Here is a 14596-nt window from a genome sequence, read left to right on the forward strand (position 1 = left end):
GGGAGTTTGGTCGTGTCTCGAGGGGAGAGGGTTCTGTATCGATGGTCGTACCGACGGACTACCGCGCGGTCTCGACCCCGAGTACTTTCCGACTGGGTATTGTTGACACGGTACTGGGAGTGGGATACGTTACGTGACATCATCGAACGAAAACAGAGAGAAGGCGGCCGGGATCTGTAACGACTGCGGCGAGCTGTTCACGGTGTGGGCGTGGCAGGACGGGACGGTGCGGCCGGTCAGTCCACACAACGCCTGTTCGTGCCCGGAGCCGTCGCCGCGGGTCGTCGACGAGGAGGAGGTGTTCGAAGGTGGCTAGGGAAAGCGGATCACGGACGGAACGTGCAGTGGCTTCTCAGAGTCTGATCGTAACGTAGAGAAGGGGTGACGGCTACTCTCCGGTTCGGTTCTCGCGTATCGATCATACGCCGGCATTTAACCGAGACGGAGGTGTCATTCAGGGTCGCTGTATCAGACACCATTGTACCGAGTGAAAGTCCTACGAGCCCCATCGAACTGCTGGTCTACGTGGGTCTCGCGCGTTCATAGTCGAATTCGATGGGGGAGGTCGGTTTGTTACTACGTTCCAATATATGATATTATAGTGTTCGATATCAAAGAGAATAGGAGTCTCGTCCCGAATTCTCGCCCGCTTTCGTCGTATCAACATATTTATTTCAGCGACTTCGATATAGAGGATCAGTATGATCGGGCAACGGGTCGTGTCGCTCGTCGTCATCGGAGTTATTACTGCGACGGTGTTCACTTCGGGCCCCTTCGTGCCGGTAGACTTTACGAGCCGTGACAGTCCCTGTGAAGGCGGCGTGCTCTCCAACCAGGGGACCGCGGTGGTGCAGTCGTCGTCTCTTCCCGAGTCCGCAACCCTCTCCCGCTCCGAGTTCGGGGCCGAGGTCTGGAAGCTATCTGTATCCGACGCCGACGTACGTATGACCGATATTCGGGGGTGCGTGCGGTTCACGTACGAGATCGCTATCGGCGAACTCGGAATTACGTCCCTCTCAACGACGACGGTGAGCGAGGAGTCGTCGGAACGGACCACACTGTCGATTCCGAAAACGACTGTCGACCCGGATCGCGTCACCGAAGACCGGTACGACGCGGAACTGAATCTTACCTACCACGGCACGGAAAACCAGACCGCCGTCGAGCGGACGCTCGTGAGCCGAAATATCACGGTGGAGGTCGAAGAGTGAGCTACCGATCACAGTATCGCGACGCGCTCGACGAATCTACTGGACGAGCGGGCATGGTTGCCCGTCGTCTCGGACGGCTCGTGTTCGGCGATTACGGCGGCGTATTCGTCTTTCTGCTCACGTGTACCGCGGCGATGGTGCTCTGGCGGACGACCTACTCCATCAACGATAACCTGACCGTCGCCAACGGGCTCGTCGCACTGAGCGAGGGACACCTCCACGTCGACACACCGACGTACGGCGAGACGCTCGAGACACCGGGAATGGCTAAATATAACGGAAAGGCATACCCTCGAAACTTCGCACACATCGTCTTCGCGCTCCCGTTCCTCTGGGTGCTGGACGGGGTCGCTGCGGTCGCGGACGTTCGCATCGCTCTCGCGGCACTGTGGAGCCTCTCGATGTTCGCCACCGTCAGCGTCGGCGGGCGACTGGTGGGCCGGCACGAGTGGGGACATCTCCTCGGCGGCGTCCTCGCGCTCGGCAGTTTCGTCGGCAGCGTGTCCGTGGCGACGCCGTTGCTGGTCGACCATCACGCGTATCTCGCGCTCCAGCTCGCGACGCTCGTCGCCGCCGCCGTCTCCGCGGTCGTCATCTATCGGCTCCTCTCGCGGCTCTACTCGGCCGACGTCGGGCTCGCGGCCGGCGTCGCGGCCGGCGTCGCATCACCGGCACTGGTCTGGGCGACGATTCCCAAACGACACGTTCTCACAGCTCTGTTCGCGTTGCTCACCCTCTTCTGTCTCTACCGAAGCCGGGAGGCTGGCCGGATCGCGACGTACCGGCGATACAGGGCCGCCGCCTACGTTCCGGTGGGCCTCACCGCGTGGTTGAACGCCGCCGAGGGGATCGTTCTCCTCATCGCGATCGTCGTCGCCGACTTCGTCACTGCACGGGAAAACGGGGTCCGGACGCTCGCGACGGTTGCGGCCGGATTTTTCGTCTCGCTGGTCCCGTTTTTCCTGACGAACTACCTGATCTCCGGCGGTCCGTTCACGCCGCCGCGGATGCTCGACCGGTACGGCAGCGACGCGATCGGAGCACGGGTAACCGGTGGCGGAACAGCGAGTTCATCGGGCGGAGGGGGTGGCGGAACCGGCGGTGGCGGAACCGGCAGTGGCATTCTCGGCGGTCTCATAGGCGACGCCGCTGCGCCACTGATCAGTACCATCGACAGGGCACTGCTGTTCACGCAGTTCCTCTCCCACGGCCTCGAGGCGATCCAGCGGGAACCGGGGCGACTGTACCACACGTTCGTTCGGAGCGGGTATCTCGAGTTTTCATCACCGGGTGCGACCGGGCTCGCTATCAACGTCGCCTTTCTCGAGGCGCTCCCGATTGCGGGCGCACTGGTAGCTGCACCCGTCGTCGCCATCCGGGCCGTGGTCAACAGGGTAGTCGGAAGTGGGTCTCCTGCTTTTAGATCTAGACCGGTCTTTGCCGCCGACGTATTTGTCGTAATTTACGGGGTTCTGATCACGCTACTGTACATCTACCGATTACCGCTCCATGCAATGCTCACTGTCCGATACGTGTACCCATTGTTCCCGCTCGCTATCTATGTCATTGCCCGCCTTCGATGGGTGCGTGCGACGGTGTCAGAGCGACCACTGTGGCTCGCGTTTAGCTACGCTGGAGCCGTCCTCATCGGAGGACAGCTCATCCTCATCACCGTCGTGATGCGGGATTACACTGCTGATGAGACAATACAGGGAATCGCTCTCCTCGCCATCACAATAACGACTGCGGTCGGGCTGTGGAGTCTCTTAGCGGCGTTTGACCGAACGAACACGTCCGTGGGTGCAATCCTATTGGGTCTGGGGAGCGGGCTCACTTCCCTTCTCATGGCCGCGTTTGCGTTCTTGCTTTTCGGCAGGGCAGCCGGATACGTACTGCCAATGGTGCCACTGTAGTTCGCTGAAGGAACGAATCTATAGAAAGTAGCTAATAAATATAATTATTTCTAATCAACCATTGCAGGATCCTATCCAAGGTACAATTCAAAAAAGATGAAAATACGTCTTAATAGTGGTTTGCCCAATAATTAGGCAGACCACGTTGCGACAGTAGTAGTTGAACCCTCGTACGAAGCGGTTATACTAATGTCAACTGTATTATCACAATATACTGATTCACCAACGCTACCTATCGATGACGTACTACTACCTCCAGAAGTGTCTGTACAGGAACCGCTCGCAATCGTTAGACCAGAACCATCTGTACGACCCTCTTCAATCCACGTAACTTGCACTTCGCCCGAACTACCCCCAGATTCTTGGAATTGAACCCCTGCAGATGCACTCGCACTTTGACTCTGGCCGAGGTCCAGCACGAAGGCTGCGATCACGGCCGCGAGAATGACCGTGATAGCAACCATAAGAATGACCCCGATAACCGGTGATACTGCTCGTTCCTCTTCACTTCCGATCAGCTTCGACCTAAGATTTTTTGCGTCCATATTAGTTACTCCAAGTTGCGACAGTGGTGTCTTCTCCCTGATACGTTGCAACGATACTGATACTGTTTGGCGGACTACTCCCATCACTACAGGTAACTGTTTGTCCGACACTATCGATAGTAGGGCAACTCCCACTAGGATCAGTGGTTGTTGATATTGCTTTGGACCCAGATGCTCCGTCAACGCGATCTGCGCTAATGAAGGTGACATCTACGCCACTACTCGTCTCTTCAAATTGAAAACCTGCCGCGGCACTCGCACTTTGACTCTGTCCCAGGTCCAGCACGAAGGCTGCGATCACGGCCGCGAGAATGACCGTAATGGCGACCATAAGGATAACACCAATAACTGGAGATACTGCGCGCTCGTCTTCGCTTCCGATCAACTTCGATCTGATTCGTTTTGCGTCCATATTTTTTGATCCACCGTACAGCACCGGCGTGAACGGTAGGAAAACTTATTCCGACCCATCTGATTGGGCCAAGTGGCGCACGGGGCCAGGGGGCCATCTGCGCGCCTGCGCTTTCCGTCCCGCTCGTCGCGGATGCTGATAGTAACCAGAAGATTTAGCCCATATATAGGTATGGGATAGTGACATTCAATATGTCGTTACGTTGTCTCGAGACGCTTTCATACATGATAATCAAGGTATCGTAGAGGGGTTACAGAACCGTCTTGAAACGCCGCCGTATTGCGATTCACTCCGTTGGCCAGTCAACGATTATTGATTTTAGTTCTAAGAGTGATTCTGCCCTGTGAACAATCCTCAACTCGTTCACACCGACCGTGCCGTCGCCAAACACCCGTGAGAAGTCGTCTATAGGCCTACAAGAAACAGTCGAGGAAGACTCTGCTGTTGCCAGCTACCGCGCAAAACACTCAGTAAAGAGATTTCAACCACTGTGGCCGCAGTGGATCCAATGTGAGCAGACACCAAAGTACAGATTATCGCTGGCGCGCGCTGACATTGTAAATGAAGTCTATCCAATACGAACCGGCAGCCGGTCCGGTCAGACTCTAGCAGGTACGCGCAGAAATTGAAGTGCGCCGCTCGAAGCCACCCTCGAGCAGCACCCTACGTCGACCAGTACATCGACCCGTTGCGACATATCTTCCCAACCAATTAGCAGTAGATATAAGTTAATTCATGATAACAATGTAATCGGAAGTCGGTCTCCGAACGCGATTGCATGGGGGCGCTTCGAAACGCCCCGGGTGGAACCAGCACCCGAGACCTGGCTTCCAATCCCGTCACGGGATTCGAAAGCCATGTTCGCGTACATCCTACCGGGATATAAACGTCCCGCACGACAGTGGAATCAACCCGCTCGACCAGCCACGGCTATGCACCACACCGGCCGCCCGCGCCGTCCCCGGAGGTCGCGATGACCGACGAGAGCCGCCCCTCCAGCGCTCGAGCGTCGGACACCGCATCCAGCGACCAACCCGAGCCGCCCGACGAGACGCGCTACTCGACGGCCACGGCCATGGAACGGTTCGAGGCCTCCCTCCCCGACTGTCCCACCTGCGGCCGCACCGTCTGGGTCGTCTCCGTCACCGGCCCGCTCGAGGCCACCGCCTCCCCCTGTGGCTGCACGATACCCCCCGGCTCGCTGGAGGGCGACCGTGAGTAGCACCGCCCCCACCGCAGTCGCCGCCCCCGATACCGGATCGACTGCCAGCGTCCCGCACCCCGATCGACCCCCCGTCACCAGCAATGCCCGATACCCTCTGCCCGGAGTGTCTGTCCAGCCCCTGTGACGTGACCGATCGAGCGGTCACCGACGACGGACTCCGAACGACCTTCGAGTGCCAGCACTGCGGCCACGTCTGGGTCGTCGTCTTCTGATCGACGGCCCAGATGTACCTGGCGCAATCGCTGGAATTCTCGACGCCGACGATCTGCCACTCGAATACCAGTCGGCATGACTGTTGGCGAATAAAATGCTATTTTCTCACGGGCAAACTGTGACACCCTAATACGTAAACGTGCTTGCTAATCCAGGTTGGAGATTAGTTTAGTCGGCGCAGTGAGTTCGACTCGAGTACCGTCGAGCGAGCGTGCCGACAGTCGGACCTCCACTTCGACCACATCTTCCTCAGAATGAGTGGTTTCCATAACCGTGAGCAAGGTGTTGGCACGACCCGCCGTCGTTCCAAGCGGATATGCATATCGGCGCTTCGAAGGGAATGACTCCTTGGTTTCCGAGGGAGATCCCCACACCGAACTATAGGCGGTCGCTCCACCGGGATCGAGGATCGTCCTGACATCACCGGTCACCGAAAGTTCGATGATAACGTCTGACCAAAGCCCGTCCCGTTGTATTGCCCAGACGATATCCACAGCCACCGTTTGCACCGTCGTTCGATTGGGGATCGACATCCCGAGGACTGCGTTGTCGTCCTCGACAGGGGTAACAGGAAGGCTGAGAGACTCGATCCGTTCACCGTCCTTTCGGACGACGGTACTATCGCCACTCCGTTCGAATCCGAGGCTGGATGATCCATACAGGGCATTGCCAACAATCGCACCAGTGCCGCCGAATGCGCTGAGTCCCCCGATGGCGATCACGTTGCGCCGCTTCATTTTAACCGACTTTCATTCTCATCCACGAAGGACCTTCTGGTAATAAAATATTGATAACTGTGTTATCTGTACTTATTGCTGTCCTCGTGATTATGTATCGTGTCCATCAATGAGCTGCCGCGCAAGTACCAATCGAGGTGGACTGTCGGTGAATAGCATCTCATTTCACACGGTTGCACCGCACTGCCTCTTCTCAGGGTTACGTAGTGCGGTTGTCCCGGTGAAGTACGAAATCCCGTCCACGGTGGAGGATGATTCCGACGACGTACGCGATCGTACCGAAGCCGATTGATGCGCCTGCAGCGATTGCAAGACTGACTGGATCGAAGAGGAAGGCGAACTTACCGGTAAGCGAGTGGCTCGAAAGCCCGAGGAATGCCCACTCGGCGTAAAACCCTTGGTAGGCAGCGAACAGCGAGATCCATGCAGCGAGCAATCCACCACGCCGGTATCCGACAGTGACCGCCACGATGATCCCGAGATATGTCGCATTCCCTGGAAGGAGGATAGCGCACCCTTCAACGGAGAACAGGTCAGTCGCGTACGCAACGAACGTCCCGAGGAAGATGAAAGGGACGACGAGAAACGTGAGATTTCGCTCGAACTGGCTGCCGAAGAGGTGTCCGCGGAGGGCAAGCGCCATACACCATTCGTGTTGTTAATTTATCAAAACGGTTTGGGTCCGATCGCAGTGTTCCAGTACGAGCGCTTATAATCGTATTCTCACTATTCGTACCCACATAGCGAGTGCAACGCGCAACGACCGCACTGGGGCGTAGAGTTCTATTCCGAGAGCGACGAGAGTGTCACCGCCAAAGATCTCGAGACCGGGCTCGCCCGCGGCGGGGAGACGCGTGCGGATGCACTCGCACAGCTGGCCGAGGTCCTCGAGCTTCACGAGGACGGCGGCGAGTCGATCGACGATCCCGACACGTTTCTCGAAGAGGAGTTCGAGTGCGACGCCGACGATCTCGAAGACGTCGACGAAGCGGACCGATCCGATTTCATGCAGTAACGGATCGTCCGGACGACTTTTTCCGGCCACGAGGTCGTCGAAGTATTATCGTCGTTCGGCTACAGGCCCGTCTCACGCCACGGGAGTCACGTTCGCCTCCGGTACGAGAATACCGACACCGGTGAGGTCCGCCACGCCGACGTTCCCCAACACAGCGAAATCGAGATCGAACCCCTTCGGAGCATCGCCGATCAGTGCGGTGCTGACGACTTCGACGAGTGATGTCGATGGATCGATGAACATAGCTGATTCACTGCGTACCTCAGTTCTCTCCAATACCGTCGACGAGTTCGAGACCGGTCCTCCTCGTCACCGTTCCGGATCTGGACGCGATGTTCGCCGTCGATCTCGCCGTTTTCGCGGAAGCATCTCTCGAGGCAGCGATCGCGCGTTGCTCCTCGTATTGCGATGCGGGAAAAGTGGGCCGGCGCAGATTCGAACTGCGGTTACGGCCACCCGAAGGCCGAAGGATACCAAGCTACCCCACCGGCCCGCACATTCTGAGTGTACGCATCCGTTCGTTTAACGCTTCCGAAAGTCGCCGTCGGATCACCCGAGGGAGGTCCGATTCCTCGAGTCAGCGATACCCCAGAGTCCCTTCAAAACCGCTCGTAGCCGTCCGTATCCAGGTAGTGGTGGGCGACGGTGATCGCTTGATCCGCGTGCAGCAGTTCGGGGCCGAGCCGAAGCCGCTGGTCGCCGAAGCCCTCGAGCAGCGCCGCCTCCGCGTCGGTGACGTCCCGGTGGTCGGACAGGACGAAGATCGAATCGGCGAGCGCCTCCGCACCGACGTCGACTACCGCGTCGCCGTCCTCGTGGAGCTGGACGATCGGGCCGTCGTCGGCGATGGCCTCGAGCGTGCCCTCGAAGCCGCGGCGGTAGAGCTCGATACCGGGGCTGGGTTCGGCGGGCAGCGCGCCGATGGCGTCCTCGCGGTGCTCGAGGGCCTTGCGAACCAGTGCGGCGGTGCTTCGTTCGTCGGGGTTGAGCCGCTGGAGTTCCCGTCCGTCGAAGGTGATGGTGTATTCGTCCCGAGCGATCAGGTGGACGCGGACGTCCTCCCGGATGCCGTGGGAGGTGACAAATGCGGCGGTGATCGAGCGACAGAGCGCGTCGAGGCGACCGGCCCCGCCCGCGAGGTCGTCGAGCGAGAACTCGGGCGTCGTGGGGACGTCGTGACCGATGAGTACGAACTGGCGCATACCGGACGGAGGCCGGCCGGCGGGATAGCCGCCACGGTTCGGTGCCGGGTCGGTCGCCGCTCACGACTGGGTCCCGAATCGCCGGACGATCGGGGCGGTGACGAGTTCGAGTCCGGGCATGCCGTCGCGATACCAGGCGAGGGCGGCGACGGCGAAGAGGCCGAACTGGACCCACTCGTAGGGACCCAGCGTGTAGTAGTGGAGGATCGCATCGAGAATCCCGGCGACGGGCTCTTCGGGGGGCTGCTTGAGGACCGGCCACAGGAGGTAGGCGGCGTGGGCGAATTCCCCGGAGAGGACCGCGGGCGGGATATCCGAGAGGAGGTGCGAGCCGTAGCCGACGAGGAAGCCGACGCCGACCGCTCGGTGTCGGAGCCGATCCGAGACGAGGAGAACGGCCGGGACGAGGAGGGCGACGACGAACAGCGAGTGTGCGAGGGTTCGGCCGCCAGGCAAGATCCCGAAATTCCACGCGAGGGGTTTGTCGATCAGGTCCGGGGTCTGCGACCCGACGGCGAGTGCGATGACCGGGAGGGCGGACGGCGGCCGATCGAACCGCTGGCGGATGCTGATGGTGTATAACAGGTAGGCGACGGCGAGGTGTCCCCAGGGCCACATCCCCCGGCAGTACGCCGAAGGGATGCATAGGGGCTTCGACTCGAGCCCGTTTCGACACTGCATAGGCATGGCCAACCGTTTCCCCGATATCCGATATGGAGTGAGTACATGGCGAAATCAGAGCCGTCGAAGCCCGGCGGGAAACGGCAGTTGTTCGCGATGCTCGAGGGGCGGCCCTGCCCGGACTGCGCCGAGGGCGAACTCGAGCGAGGGCGCTACAAGAACAACAGAGCGGTCGTCTGTGACAGCTGCGAAACGCCGCGGGTACAGGTCTGGTCGGCCTCGCTCGAGTAGTCGTCGGCTCGGTCATCGGAAACCGCGACCCCGACGCTATCGCTCGAGCGCACCGATCCACGCGTCGCCGCTGCGAACTGCACACCAGTCGTCGTGTGCATCGTAACACCGCGAGTCCATGGCCTTGCCACAGCGACACCAGTGCTGTGCGTCGCTGGGAACGAGGCGACGGCAGAGCGGACACCGGGTTTCCATGTGTGATAACACCACACAGGAACACTTAGCGCTTTTTAGCCCACTGCTTACCGGTTCGAAATCGGAACTGACAACCGACTCGGAGCGACGCGAAACTCCGCCTCGACGAGCTGTGGAGGGGTATCACCGGGATCGAGAGCCGGAATAGTCGTGGCCGACGATGAGGGCGAGGACGTGGATCGACAGGAGCGCGACGAACAGCGACAGGCGCTGCACCGAGTCGATACCGGCGAAGATGACGGGGAGATAGACGATGGGGAGCACGGTTCCGAGCCAGAAGCCGGCGACGGTGACGGAGCGGTTCAGGTGCATCGTCGGACTAGCGCATCGACTCGAGGTCGACGAAGGAATCGTCGTGAGCCGAGATCCAGGTGGTCATCAGTTCGTCCTCGCCGGCCCCGCGGGGAAAGATCGCACACTCGGCCGGGGCGTCGTCGTGTTCGACCGTGACGTGGTCGAGTTCGACTGGCGGTTCCTCGGTGGTTGGTGAGTGGAAATCGGCGTCGGTCATGGGGTATCGGGCGACGGCTACTCGCCGACCGGGGCTACCGGATCCGGTGGTATTGTTATCGAGTATCTAACGGTACCGTTTCCGTCGATAGCGTTCGGTTCCGGCCCGATTCGAACGGTTCGATCGGGCGAAAAAGAACTCAACGAGCCCTGTCGTGTACGATACCGCTACGGATCGATGCGCGCGGGAATCCGGAGGCGGGGACGAGGTAACGACCGATTTCGGCCGGCCGTCGACTGGCGGACGACCGACCGCCGTCTCCCAGTGGCGTCCGGAACGACGGGTTATCTGGAAACCGACGGCCGAGCGCCGAGCGTGAGGTCGCGGGTGATCGTCCGTTCATTCCGTCGGAGACGCATTTCGAGCGTGTCCCCGGGACTGGTCTCGAGCGCGAGATACGTCGAGAGCGCGTGGCGATCGGGGATCGGGTTGCCGTCCAGCTCGACGATGACGTCACCACCGACGGGGATCGATTCGCCGCGTCGCTGGACCGTCTCCGAGGAGGGCCGGAGGACGCCGTCGGCGGCCGATCCGTCGGCGACGGAGACGACGAGGATGCCGGTCGCCTCGGGGAGGTCGTTCGCCTCCGCGACGATGCGATCGACCGTCCTGAGCCCGATTCCCATGTAGGAGTGATCGTACGAGCCCGATTCGATGAGCGCTGGAACGACGCGGCCGGCGAGCGCCGCCGAGATGGCGAAGGCGATGTTGTCGCCGCCGCCGGAGTTGATGACGCCGACGACGTTCCCCTCGAGGTCGACGAGCGGCCCCCCGCTGTTGCCGGGGTTGACCGCAGCGTCCGTCTGGATCACGTTCGGGTACGAGAACTGCCGCTGGGGTGCGTTGAGCGTCCGGTCGACGCCGCTGACGATCCCCGCGGACATCGATCCCTCGAGGCCGTAGGGGTTGCCGACCGCGGCGACCTGCTGACCGACGACGGGGCGGCGCTCAGTCAGGGACAGCGGCGTCGCCGCGTCGGGGGCGTGATCGACCTCGAGGACGGCCAGATCGCTGTAGTAGTCGCGGCCGACGAGCGTCGTGCTCGTCCAGTCGCCGTTGATGTACTGGAGGTCGGCCGCCTCGCCGTCCGCGATGACGTGGTCGTTGGTGACGACGTGGCGGTCGTCGTAGAGAAAGCCCGATCCCTGACCCCGACCTTCGGCACCGGTATCCGGATTTTCGATGCCGAACACGCGGACCTGTGCCACCGATTCGATGATCGCATCGTAGAGGTCGGTAAACGCCGATCCCTCCGCGAGGTTCTCTCGATCGATGGTGTACGAGGAGTCGCCCTCGATCGAACTATCGGCCTGGGGCTCGGCACAGCCGGCGACGGCACCGGCGAGGCCGGCGCTCGCGGCGGCGAGAAGAGAGCGCCGACCGAGTCGGGAATCCTGCATAGCCGGGGGATGGGACCCGACCCATTTGAACCTCCGGGCCGTCGGCTGGCGGTTTCGGCCACCGGCGGTCGTTCCCCCGAAGGGAAAACGTGTTACCCGCGGCTCCCCGAGTCACGGGATATGATCACGGAAGACGCCCGCGCGTTGCTGGCGACGGGAGCGATCTGCGACTCCTGTCTCGGGCGGCCCTTCGCCGAGCGGAGTTTCGGGCTGACCAACGCCGAGCGGGGCCGGGCGCTGCGCACGACGGTCGCGCTCGCCGACGACGACGACTTCGAACCCACCGACCCCGCGGACTGCTGGGTCTGCGAGGGGTACTGCGGCACCTTCGACGCCATCGCCGACGCGATCGTGGACGCTCTCGAGGCCGTCGACTTCGCCACCTACCAGGTCGGGTCGCGAGTCACGCCGCTCGTCGAAGAGAACGAGCGACTCCTCCGGGAGGACGCCGGTCTCGAGCCCGACGCCGGCGAGTCGATGAAGCGCGAGGTCAACCGCGAAGTCGGCCGACGCGTCGGCGCGGCGACCGGAACCGAGGTCGACTTCGACCGGCCCGACGTGCTCGCGATCGTCGATCTCGAGGGGTTCGACCCGCTCGAGGCCCTCGAGTCGGGCACCGTCACGAGCCACGCGGTCGACGTCCAGGTCAACCCCGCGTTCGTCTACGGCCGCTACCGCAAACTCGAGCGCGATATCCCGCAGACGGAGTGGCCTTGCCGGGAGTGTGGCGGCAGCGGCATTCAACTGGGCGACGACGGCGAGGAACCATGTGACTACTGCGGCGGCTCCGGCTACATGTACGATACCAGCGTCGAACAGGTCGTTCGACCCCACGTCGTCGAAGCTATGGACGGCGACGAAGGAACGTTCCACGGCGCGGGACGGGAAGACGTCGACGCCCGCATGCTCGAGGGCGGGCGGCCGTTCGTCCTCGAGGTGAAACGGCCTCGCGAGCGCGATCCGGACCCCGACGCGCTCGAGCGCGAGATCAACGCGGCCGCTGACGGCTCCGTCGAGGTCGAGGGGCTGCGGCTCGCGACCTACGAGATGGTCGAACGCGTCAAGGAACACGACGCGAGCAAACGGTACCGGGCCGACGTCGAGTTCGCGGAGCCGGTCGAGGAGGACGCCCTCGAAACGGCGCTCGCCGAACTCGAGGGGACGACCGTCGATCAGTACACGCCCGAGCGGGTCGACCACCGGCGAGCGGGACTGACCCGCGAGCGAACCGTCTACGGGATCGACGGCGACCTCCGCTCGCCGACCGAGGCCGAAATTCGGATCCACGGCGAGGGCGGCCTCTACGTGAAAGAGCTCATCAGCAGCGACAACGGCCGGACCGAGCCGAGTCTGGCGGGCCTCCTCGAGACCGACGCCGAGGTGACGGCGCTGGACGTGACCGGCGTCGAGGGAGCGGACGAGCCGTTCGAGCTCGAGGAGTACTTCCTGGACGAACGGCCCGCGGACCGCGACGACGAGGTCGCGGAGACGGCCGACTGAACGCGGGCTTCCCCGCGACGAGTCGCAACGATTTTCCTCACCGCTACCGACGGAGAGCGTATGCCATTCGGCGTCGACGAGGCGGGAAAAGGTCCCGCACTGGGGTCGATGTTCGCCGCGGCCGTCAACTGCGAGGAGCCGAGCGACCTCCCCGAGGGAATCCGAGACTCGAAACGACTCACGCCCGAGCGACGCGAGGAGTTGGCGGCGAGCCTGCGGGCCGACGACGGGATCGCGATCGGCGTCGCCGAGATTACGCCGGCGCGGATCGACGATCCCGAGACGGACATGAACTCCCTCGCGGTCGACGCGCACGCGAGCGCGATCGAGCGGGTCGTCGCCGACCTCGAGCGAACCGAGGCGACGAGCGGCTCGATTTCCGGGCTCTGCGACGCCTGCGACACCGACGCCGACCGGTTCGCTCGCCGGGTCACTGCCGCCTGCTCGCTCGAGCCGCTCGAGATCGACGCGCGCCACGGTGCCGACGACGACTCGCCGCTCGTCGGCGCGGCCAGTATCGTCGCCAAGGTCGAACGCGACGCACACGTCGCTACCCTGGCTGAGGAGTACGGAGAGATCGGCAGCGGCTATCCCGGTGACGCGACCACTCGCGAGTTCCTCGCCTCCTACGCCGACGAACACCACGAGCTCCCGCCGTTTGCCCGGGAGTCGTGGTCGACCTGCGAGGAGGCGATCGCCGCGGCCGAGCAGACGGGGCTCGAGCAGTTCTAACGGGATGACGGCACGAGGCTCGGGCAGTACCTGGACCCGAGATCACTGACTTCTGGGTCGCCCTCGAAGACGGTCAGTAGTCGATCGGGAAGCACGTCCCGTTCGGTGCCCGATCAGTAGCCGTCGTCTTCCGATCCCTTCTTCGCCTTTTTCTTTTTCTTCTCTTTGGCGTTCGGTTCTTCTGGTTCTTCGGGCTCTTCTGGTTCTTCTGGTTCTTCGGGCTCTTCTGGTTCTTCTGGTTCTTCGGGCTCTTCTGGTTCTTCTGGTTCTTCGGGCTCTTCTGGCTCTTCTGGTTCTTCGGGCTCTTCTGGCTCTTCGGGCTCTTCTGGCTCTTCTGGTTCTTCGGGTTCCTCAGGTTCCTCAAAATTCCCACAGAAGCGGATATTGGAAATCCCAGCCTGTTGACCACCTTGCCCGGCTTGCAAATCCGTCGAAACGTCTCCGTCGGTTTCGTTATCCTGGTCGATGTCTACGCAGTCACTTCCCCCGTATACGCGTATATGGGACACGGTACAGTCGTCGTTTTCTACCGCCCAGCTGAAACCGAATGCGTCACACGACCCGTTCCCGTCTTCCGATTCCTCGACCTCGACGGCAATATCGCAATCGCCCTCCGTTTGCGAAACCGAGCAACCATCGAATTCATGTACCGCGAGTAACTCGCCGTCCGGACATTCGAACTGTCCCGGTGGACCGCAGTTCGTATCACCCTGTTGGCTCAGATTGTTTTGTGCGGAACCGACGCAACCACTTAGCGACCCGATAGTTATGCTACTGGCAAGGAGGATTTTTCGTCTGGTAGAGTCCACCATGTCAGGTTCGCCATCAGTATATCATATTGTTAGTTACAGTTTGGCCGACTGGTAGACAGCG

At 61.6% G+C, this 14596-nt stretch carries 20 protein-coding genes, 1 tRNA gene and 1 pseudogene; 10 read left to right on the forward strand and 12 right to left on the reverse strand.

The window, feature by feature from the left end; genetic code table 11:
• The first annotated feature begins 133 nt into the window (after nucleotides 1-133).
• The 3 genes from NDI89_RS08250 (at nucleotide 134) to NDI89_RS08260 (ending at nucleotide 3124) form a co-directional block, all read left to right on the forward strand.
• On the forward strand, nucleotides 134-316 hold the full coding sequence (locus NDI89_RS08250; RefSeq protein ID WP_277521054.1) for a hypothetical protein: 183 nt from the start codon (nucleotides 134-136) through the stop codon (nucleotides 314-316).
• A 385-nt stretch (nucleotides 317-701) separates the two neighbouring features.
• On the forward strand, nucleotides 702-1211 hold the full coding sequence (locus NDI89_RS08255; RefSeq protein ID WP_277521055.1) for a hypothetical protein: 510 nt from the start codon (nucleotides 702-704) through the stop codon (nucleotides 1209-1211).
• Nucleotides 1208-3124 (forward strand): hypothetical protein, encoded by a 1917-nt coding sequence (locus NDI89_RS08260; protein ID WP_277521056.1) that lies wholly within the window; start codon nucleotides 1208-1210, stop codon nucleotides 3122-3124. The genes NDI89_RS08255 and NDI89_RS08260 overlap by 4 nt, the downstream gene beginning before the upstream one ends.
• 131 nt (nucleotides 3125-3255) lie before the next feature.
• On the opposite strand, the gene NDI89_RS08265 is transcribed toward NDI89_RS08260, so the two are convergent.
• Together NDI89_RS08265 and NDI89_RS08270 are read right to left on the reverse strand one after the other, a co-directional pair.
• A complete protein-coding gene (locus tag NDI89_RS08265) occupies nucleotides 3256-3669 on the reverse strand; it encodes a type IV pilin N-terminal domain-containing protein (RefSeq protein WP_277521057.1) in 414 nt (137 codons plus the stop codon).
• 1 nt (nucleotide 3670) lies between these two features.
• The gene (locus NDI89_RS08270) at nucleotides 3671-4081 is read right to left on the reverse strand and encodes a type IV pilin N-terminal domain-containing protein (protein ID WP_277521058.1); all 411 of its coding nucleotides are present in this window, start codon (nucleotides 4079-4081) and stop codon (nucleotides 3671-3673) included.
• Between the two features lie 973 nt (nucleotides 4082-5054).
• Here NDI89_RS08270 and NDI89_RS08275 point away from each other — a divergent pair.
• Nucleotides 5055-5303, forward strand: coding sequence for a hypothetical protein (locus NDI89_RS08275; protein ID WP_277521059.1), 249 nt, complete (start codon nucleotides 5055-5057; stop codon nucleotides 5301-5303).
• 83 nt (nucleotides 5304-5386) lie between these two features.
• Nucleotides 5387-5518: a hypothetical protein gene (locus NDI89_RS08280; protein ID WP_277521060.1), complete on the forward strand. Its 132-nt coding sequence runs from the start codon at nucleotides 5387-5389 to the stop codon at nucleotides 5516-5518.
• A gap of 147 nt (nucleotides 5519-5665) precedes the next feature.
• Here the strand turns inward: NDI89_RS08280 and NDI89_RS08285 are convergent, their stop codons facing one another.
• Both NDI89_RS08285 and NDI89_RS08290 read right to left on the reverse strand, forming a co-directional pair.
• Nucleotides 5666-6256 (reverse strand): hypothetical protein, encoded by a 591-nt coding sequence (locus NDI89_RS08285; RefSeq protein WP_277521061.1) that lies wholly within the window; start codon nucleotides 6254-6256, stop codon nucleotides 5666-5668.
• 199 nt (nucleotides 6257-6455) lie between these two features.
• A complete protein-coding gene (locus tag NDI89_RS08290) occupies nucleotides 6456-6899 on the reverse strand; it encodes a hypothetical protein (protein ID WP_277521063.1) in 444 nt (147 codons plus the stop codon).
• A 174-nt stretch (nucleotides 6900-7073) separates the two neighbouring features.
• On the opposite strand from NDI89_RS08290, the pseudogene NDI89_RS24055 reads away from it, so the two are divergent.
• Together NDI89_RS24055 and NDI89_RS23930 are read left to right on the forward strand one after the other, a co-directional pair.
• Nucleotides 7074-7271 (forward strand): annotated as a pseudogene (locus NDI89_RS24055) (type II toxin-antitoxin system HicB family antitoxin); the annotation flags it as partial.
• 3 nt (nucleotides 7272-7274) lie between these two features.
• Nucleotides 7275-7493 (forward strand): type II toxin-antitoxin system HicA family toxin, encoded by a 219-nt coding sequence (locus tag NDI89_RS23930; RefSeq protein WP_277521311.1) that lies wholly within the window; start codon nucleotides 7275-7277, stop codon nucleotides 7491-7493.
• Between the two features lie 198 nt (nucleotides 7494-7691).
• Here NDI89_RS23930 and NDI89_RS08300 read toward each other — a convergent pair.
• The 3 genes from NDI89_RS08300 to NDI89_RS08310 form a co-directional block, all read right to left on the reverse strand.
• Nucleotides 7692-7764, reverse strand: a tRNA-Pro gene (locus NDI89_RS08300).
• 106 nt (nucleotides 7765-7870) lie between these two features.
• On the reverse strand, nucleotides 7871-8473 hold the full coding sequence (trmY, locus tag NDI89_RS08305) for a tRNA (pseudouridine(54)-N(1))-methyltransferase TrmY (protein WP_277521064.1): 603 nt from the start codon (nucleotides 8471-8473) through the stop codon (nucleotides 7871-7873).
• Nucleotides 8474-8533: 60 nt separating this feature from the next.
• Nucleotides 8534-9091, reverse strand: a complete 558-nt coding sequence (locus NDI89_RS08310; protein ID WP_277521065.1) for a metal-dependent hydrolase — start codon at nucleotides 9089-9091, stop codon at nucleotides 8534-8536.
• 108 nt (nucleotides 9092-9199) lie between these two features.
• Here NDI89_RS08310 and NDI89_RS08315 point away from each other — a divergent pair, with 108 nt between their 5' ends.
• Complete coding sequence (locus tag NDI89_RS08315; RefSeq protein WP_277521066.1) at nucleotides 9200-9385, forward strand: HVO_A0556 family zinc finger protein; 186 nt, start codon at nucleotides 9200-9202, stop codon at nucleotides 9383-9385.
• Nucleotides 9386-9421: 36 nt separating this feature from the next.
• Here NDI89_RS08315 and NDI89_RS08320 read toward each other — a convergent pair whose 3' ends face one another.
• The 4 genes from NDI89_RS08320 to NDI89_RS08335 all read right to left on the reverse strand — a co-directional run bounded on the left by NDI89_RS08320 (nucleotide 9422) and on the right by NDI89_RS08335 (nucleotide 11491).
• Entirely contained in the window at nucleotides 9422-9580 is a 159-nt protein-coding gene (locus tag NDI89_RS08320) for a hypothetical protein (RefSeq protein ID WP_277521067.1), read from the reverse strand.
• A gap of 123 nt (nucleotides 9581-9703) precedes the next feature.
• Nucleotides 9704-9892, reverse strand: a complete 189-nt coding sequence (locus tag NDI89_RS08325) for a DUF8028 family protein (protein ID WP_277521068.1) — start codon at nucleotides 9890-9892, stop codon at nucleotides 9704-9706.
• 7 nt (nucleotides 9893-9899) lie between these two features.
• Complete coding sequence (locus NDI89_RS08330; RefSeq protein ID WP_277521069.1) at nucleotides 9900-10091, reverse strand: DUF7511 domain-containing protein; 192 nt, start codon at nucleotides 10089-10091, stop codon at nucleotides 9900-9902.
• Nucleotides 10092-10375: 284 nt separating this feature from the next.
• Nucleotides 10376-11491, reverse strand: coding sequence for a S1C family serine protease (locus NDI89_RS08335; protein ID WP_277521070.1), 1116 nt, complete (start codon nucleotides 11489-11491; stop codon nucleotides 10376-10378).
• Between the two features lie 120 nt (nucleotides 11492-11611).
• Between NDI89_RS08335 and NDI89_RS08340 the strand changes: the two genes are divergently transcribed.
• The gene (locus NDI89_RS08340) at nucleotides 11612-12991 is read left to right on the forward strand and encodes a tRNA pseudouridine(54/55) synthase Pus10 (RefSeq protein WP_277521071.1); all 1380 of its coding nucleotides are present in this window, start codon (nucleotides 11612-11614) and stop codon (nucleotides 12989-12991) included.
• A 60-nt stretch (nucleotides 12992-13051) separates the two neighbouring features.
• Entirely contained in the window at nucleotides 13052-13723 is a 672-nt protein-coding gene (gene rnhB / locus NDI89_RS08345) for a ribonuclease HII (protein ID WP_277521072.1), read from the forward strand.
• Between the two features lie 113 nt (nucleotides 13724-13836).
• On the opposite strand, the gene NDI89_RS08350 is transcribed toward rnhB, so the two are convergent.
• Nucleotides 13837-14535, reverse strand: coding sequence for a hypothetical protein (locus tag NDI89_RS08350; protein WP_277521073.1), 699 nt, complete (start codon nucleotides 14533-14535; stop codon nucleotides 13837-13839).
• Nucleotides 14536-14596 lie beyond the last annotated feature (61 nt).

It is taken from the genome of Natrinema salsiterrestre (assembly GCF_029502005.1).
Classification (GTDB): Archaea; Halobacteriota; Halobacteria; order Halobacteriales; family Natrialbaceae; genus Natrinema; species Natrinema salsiterrestre.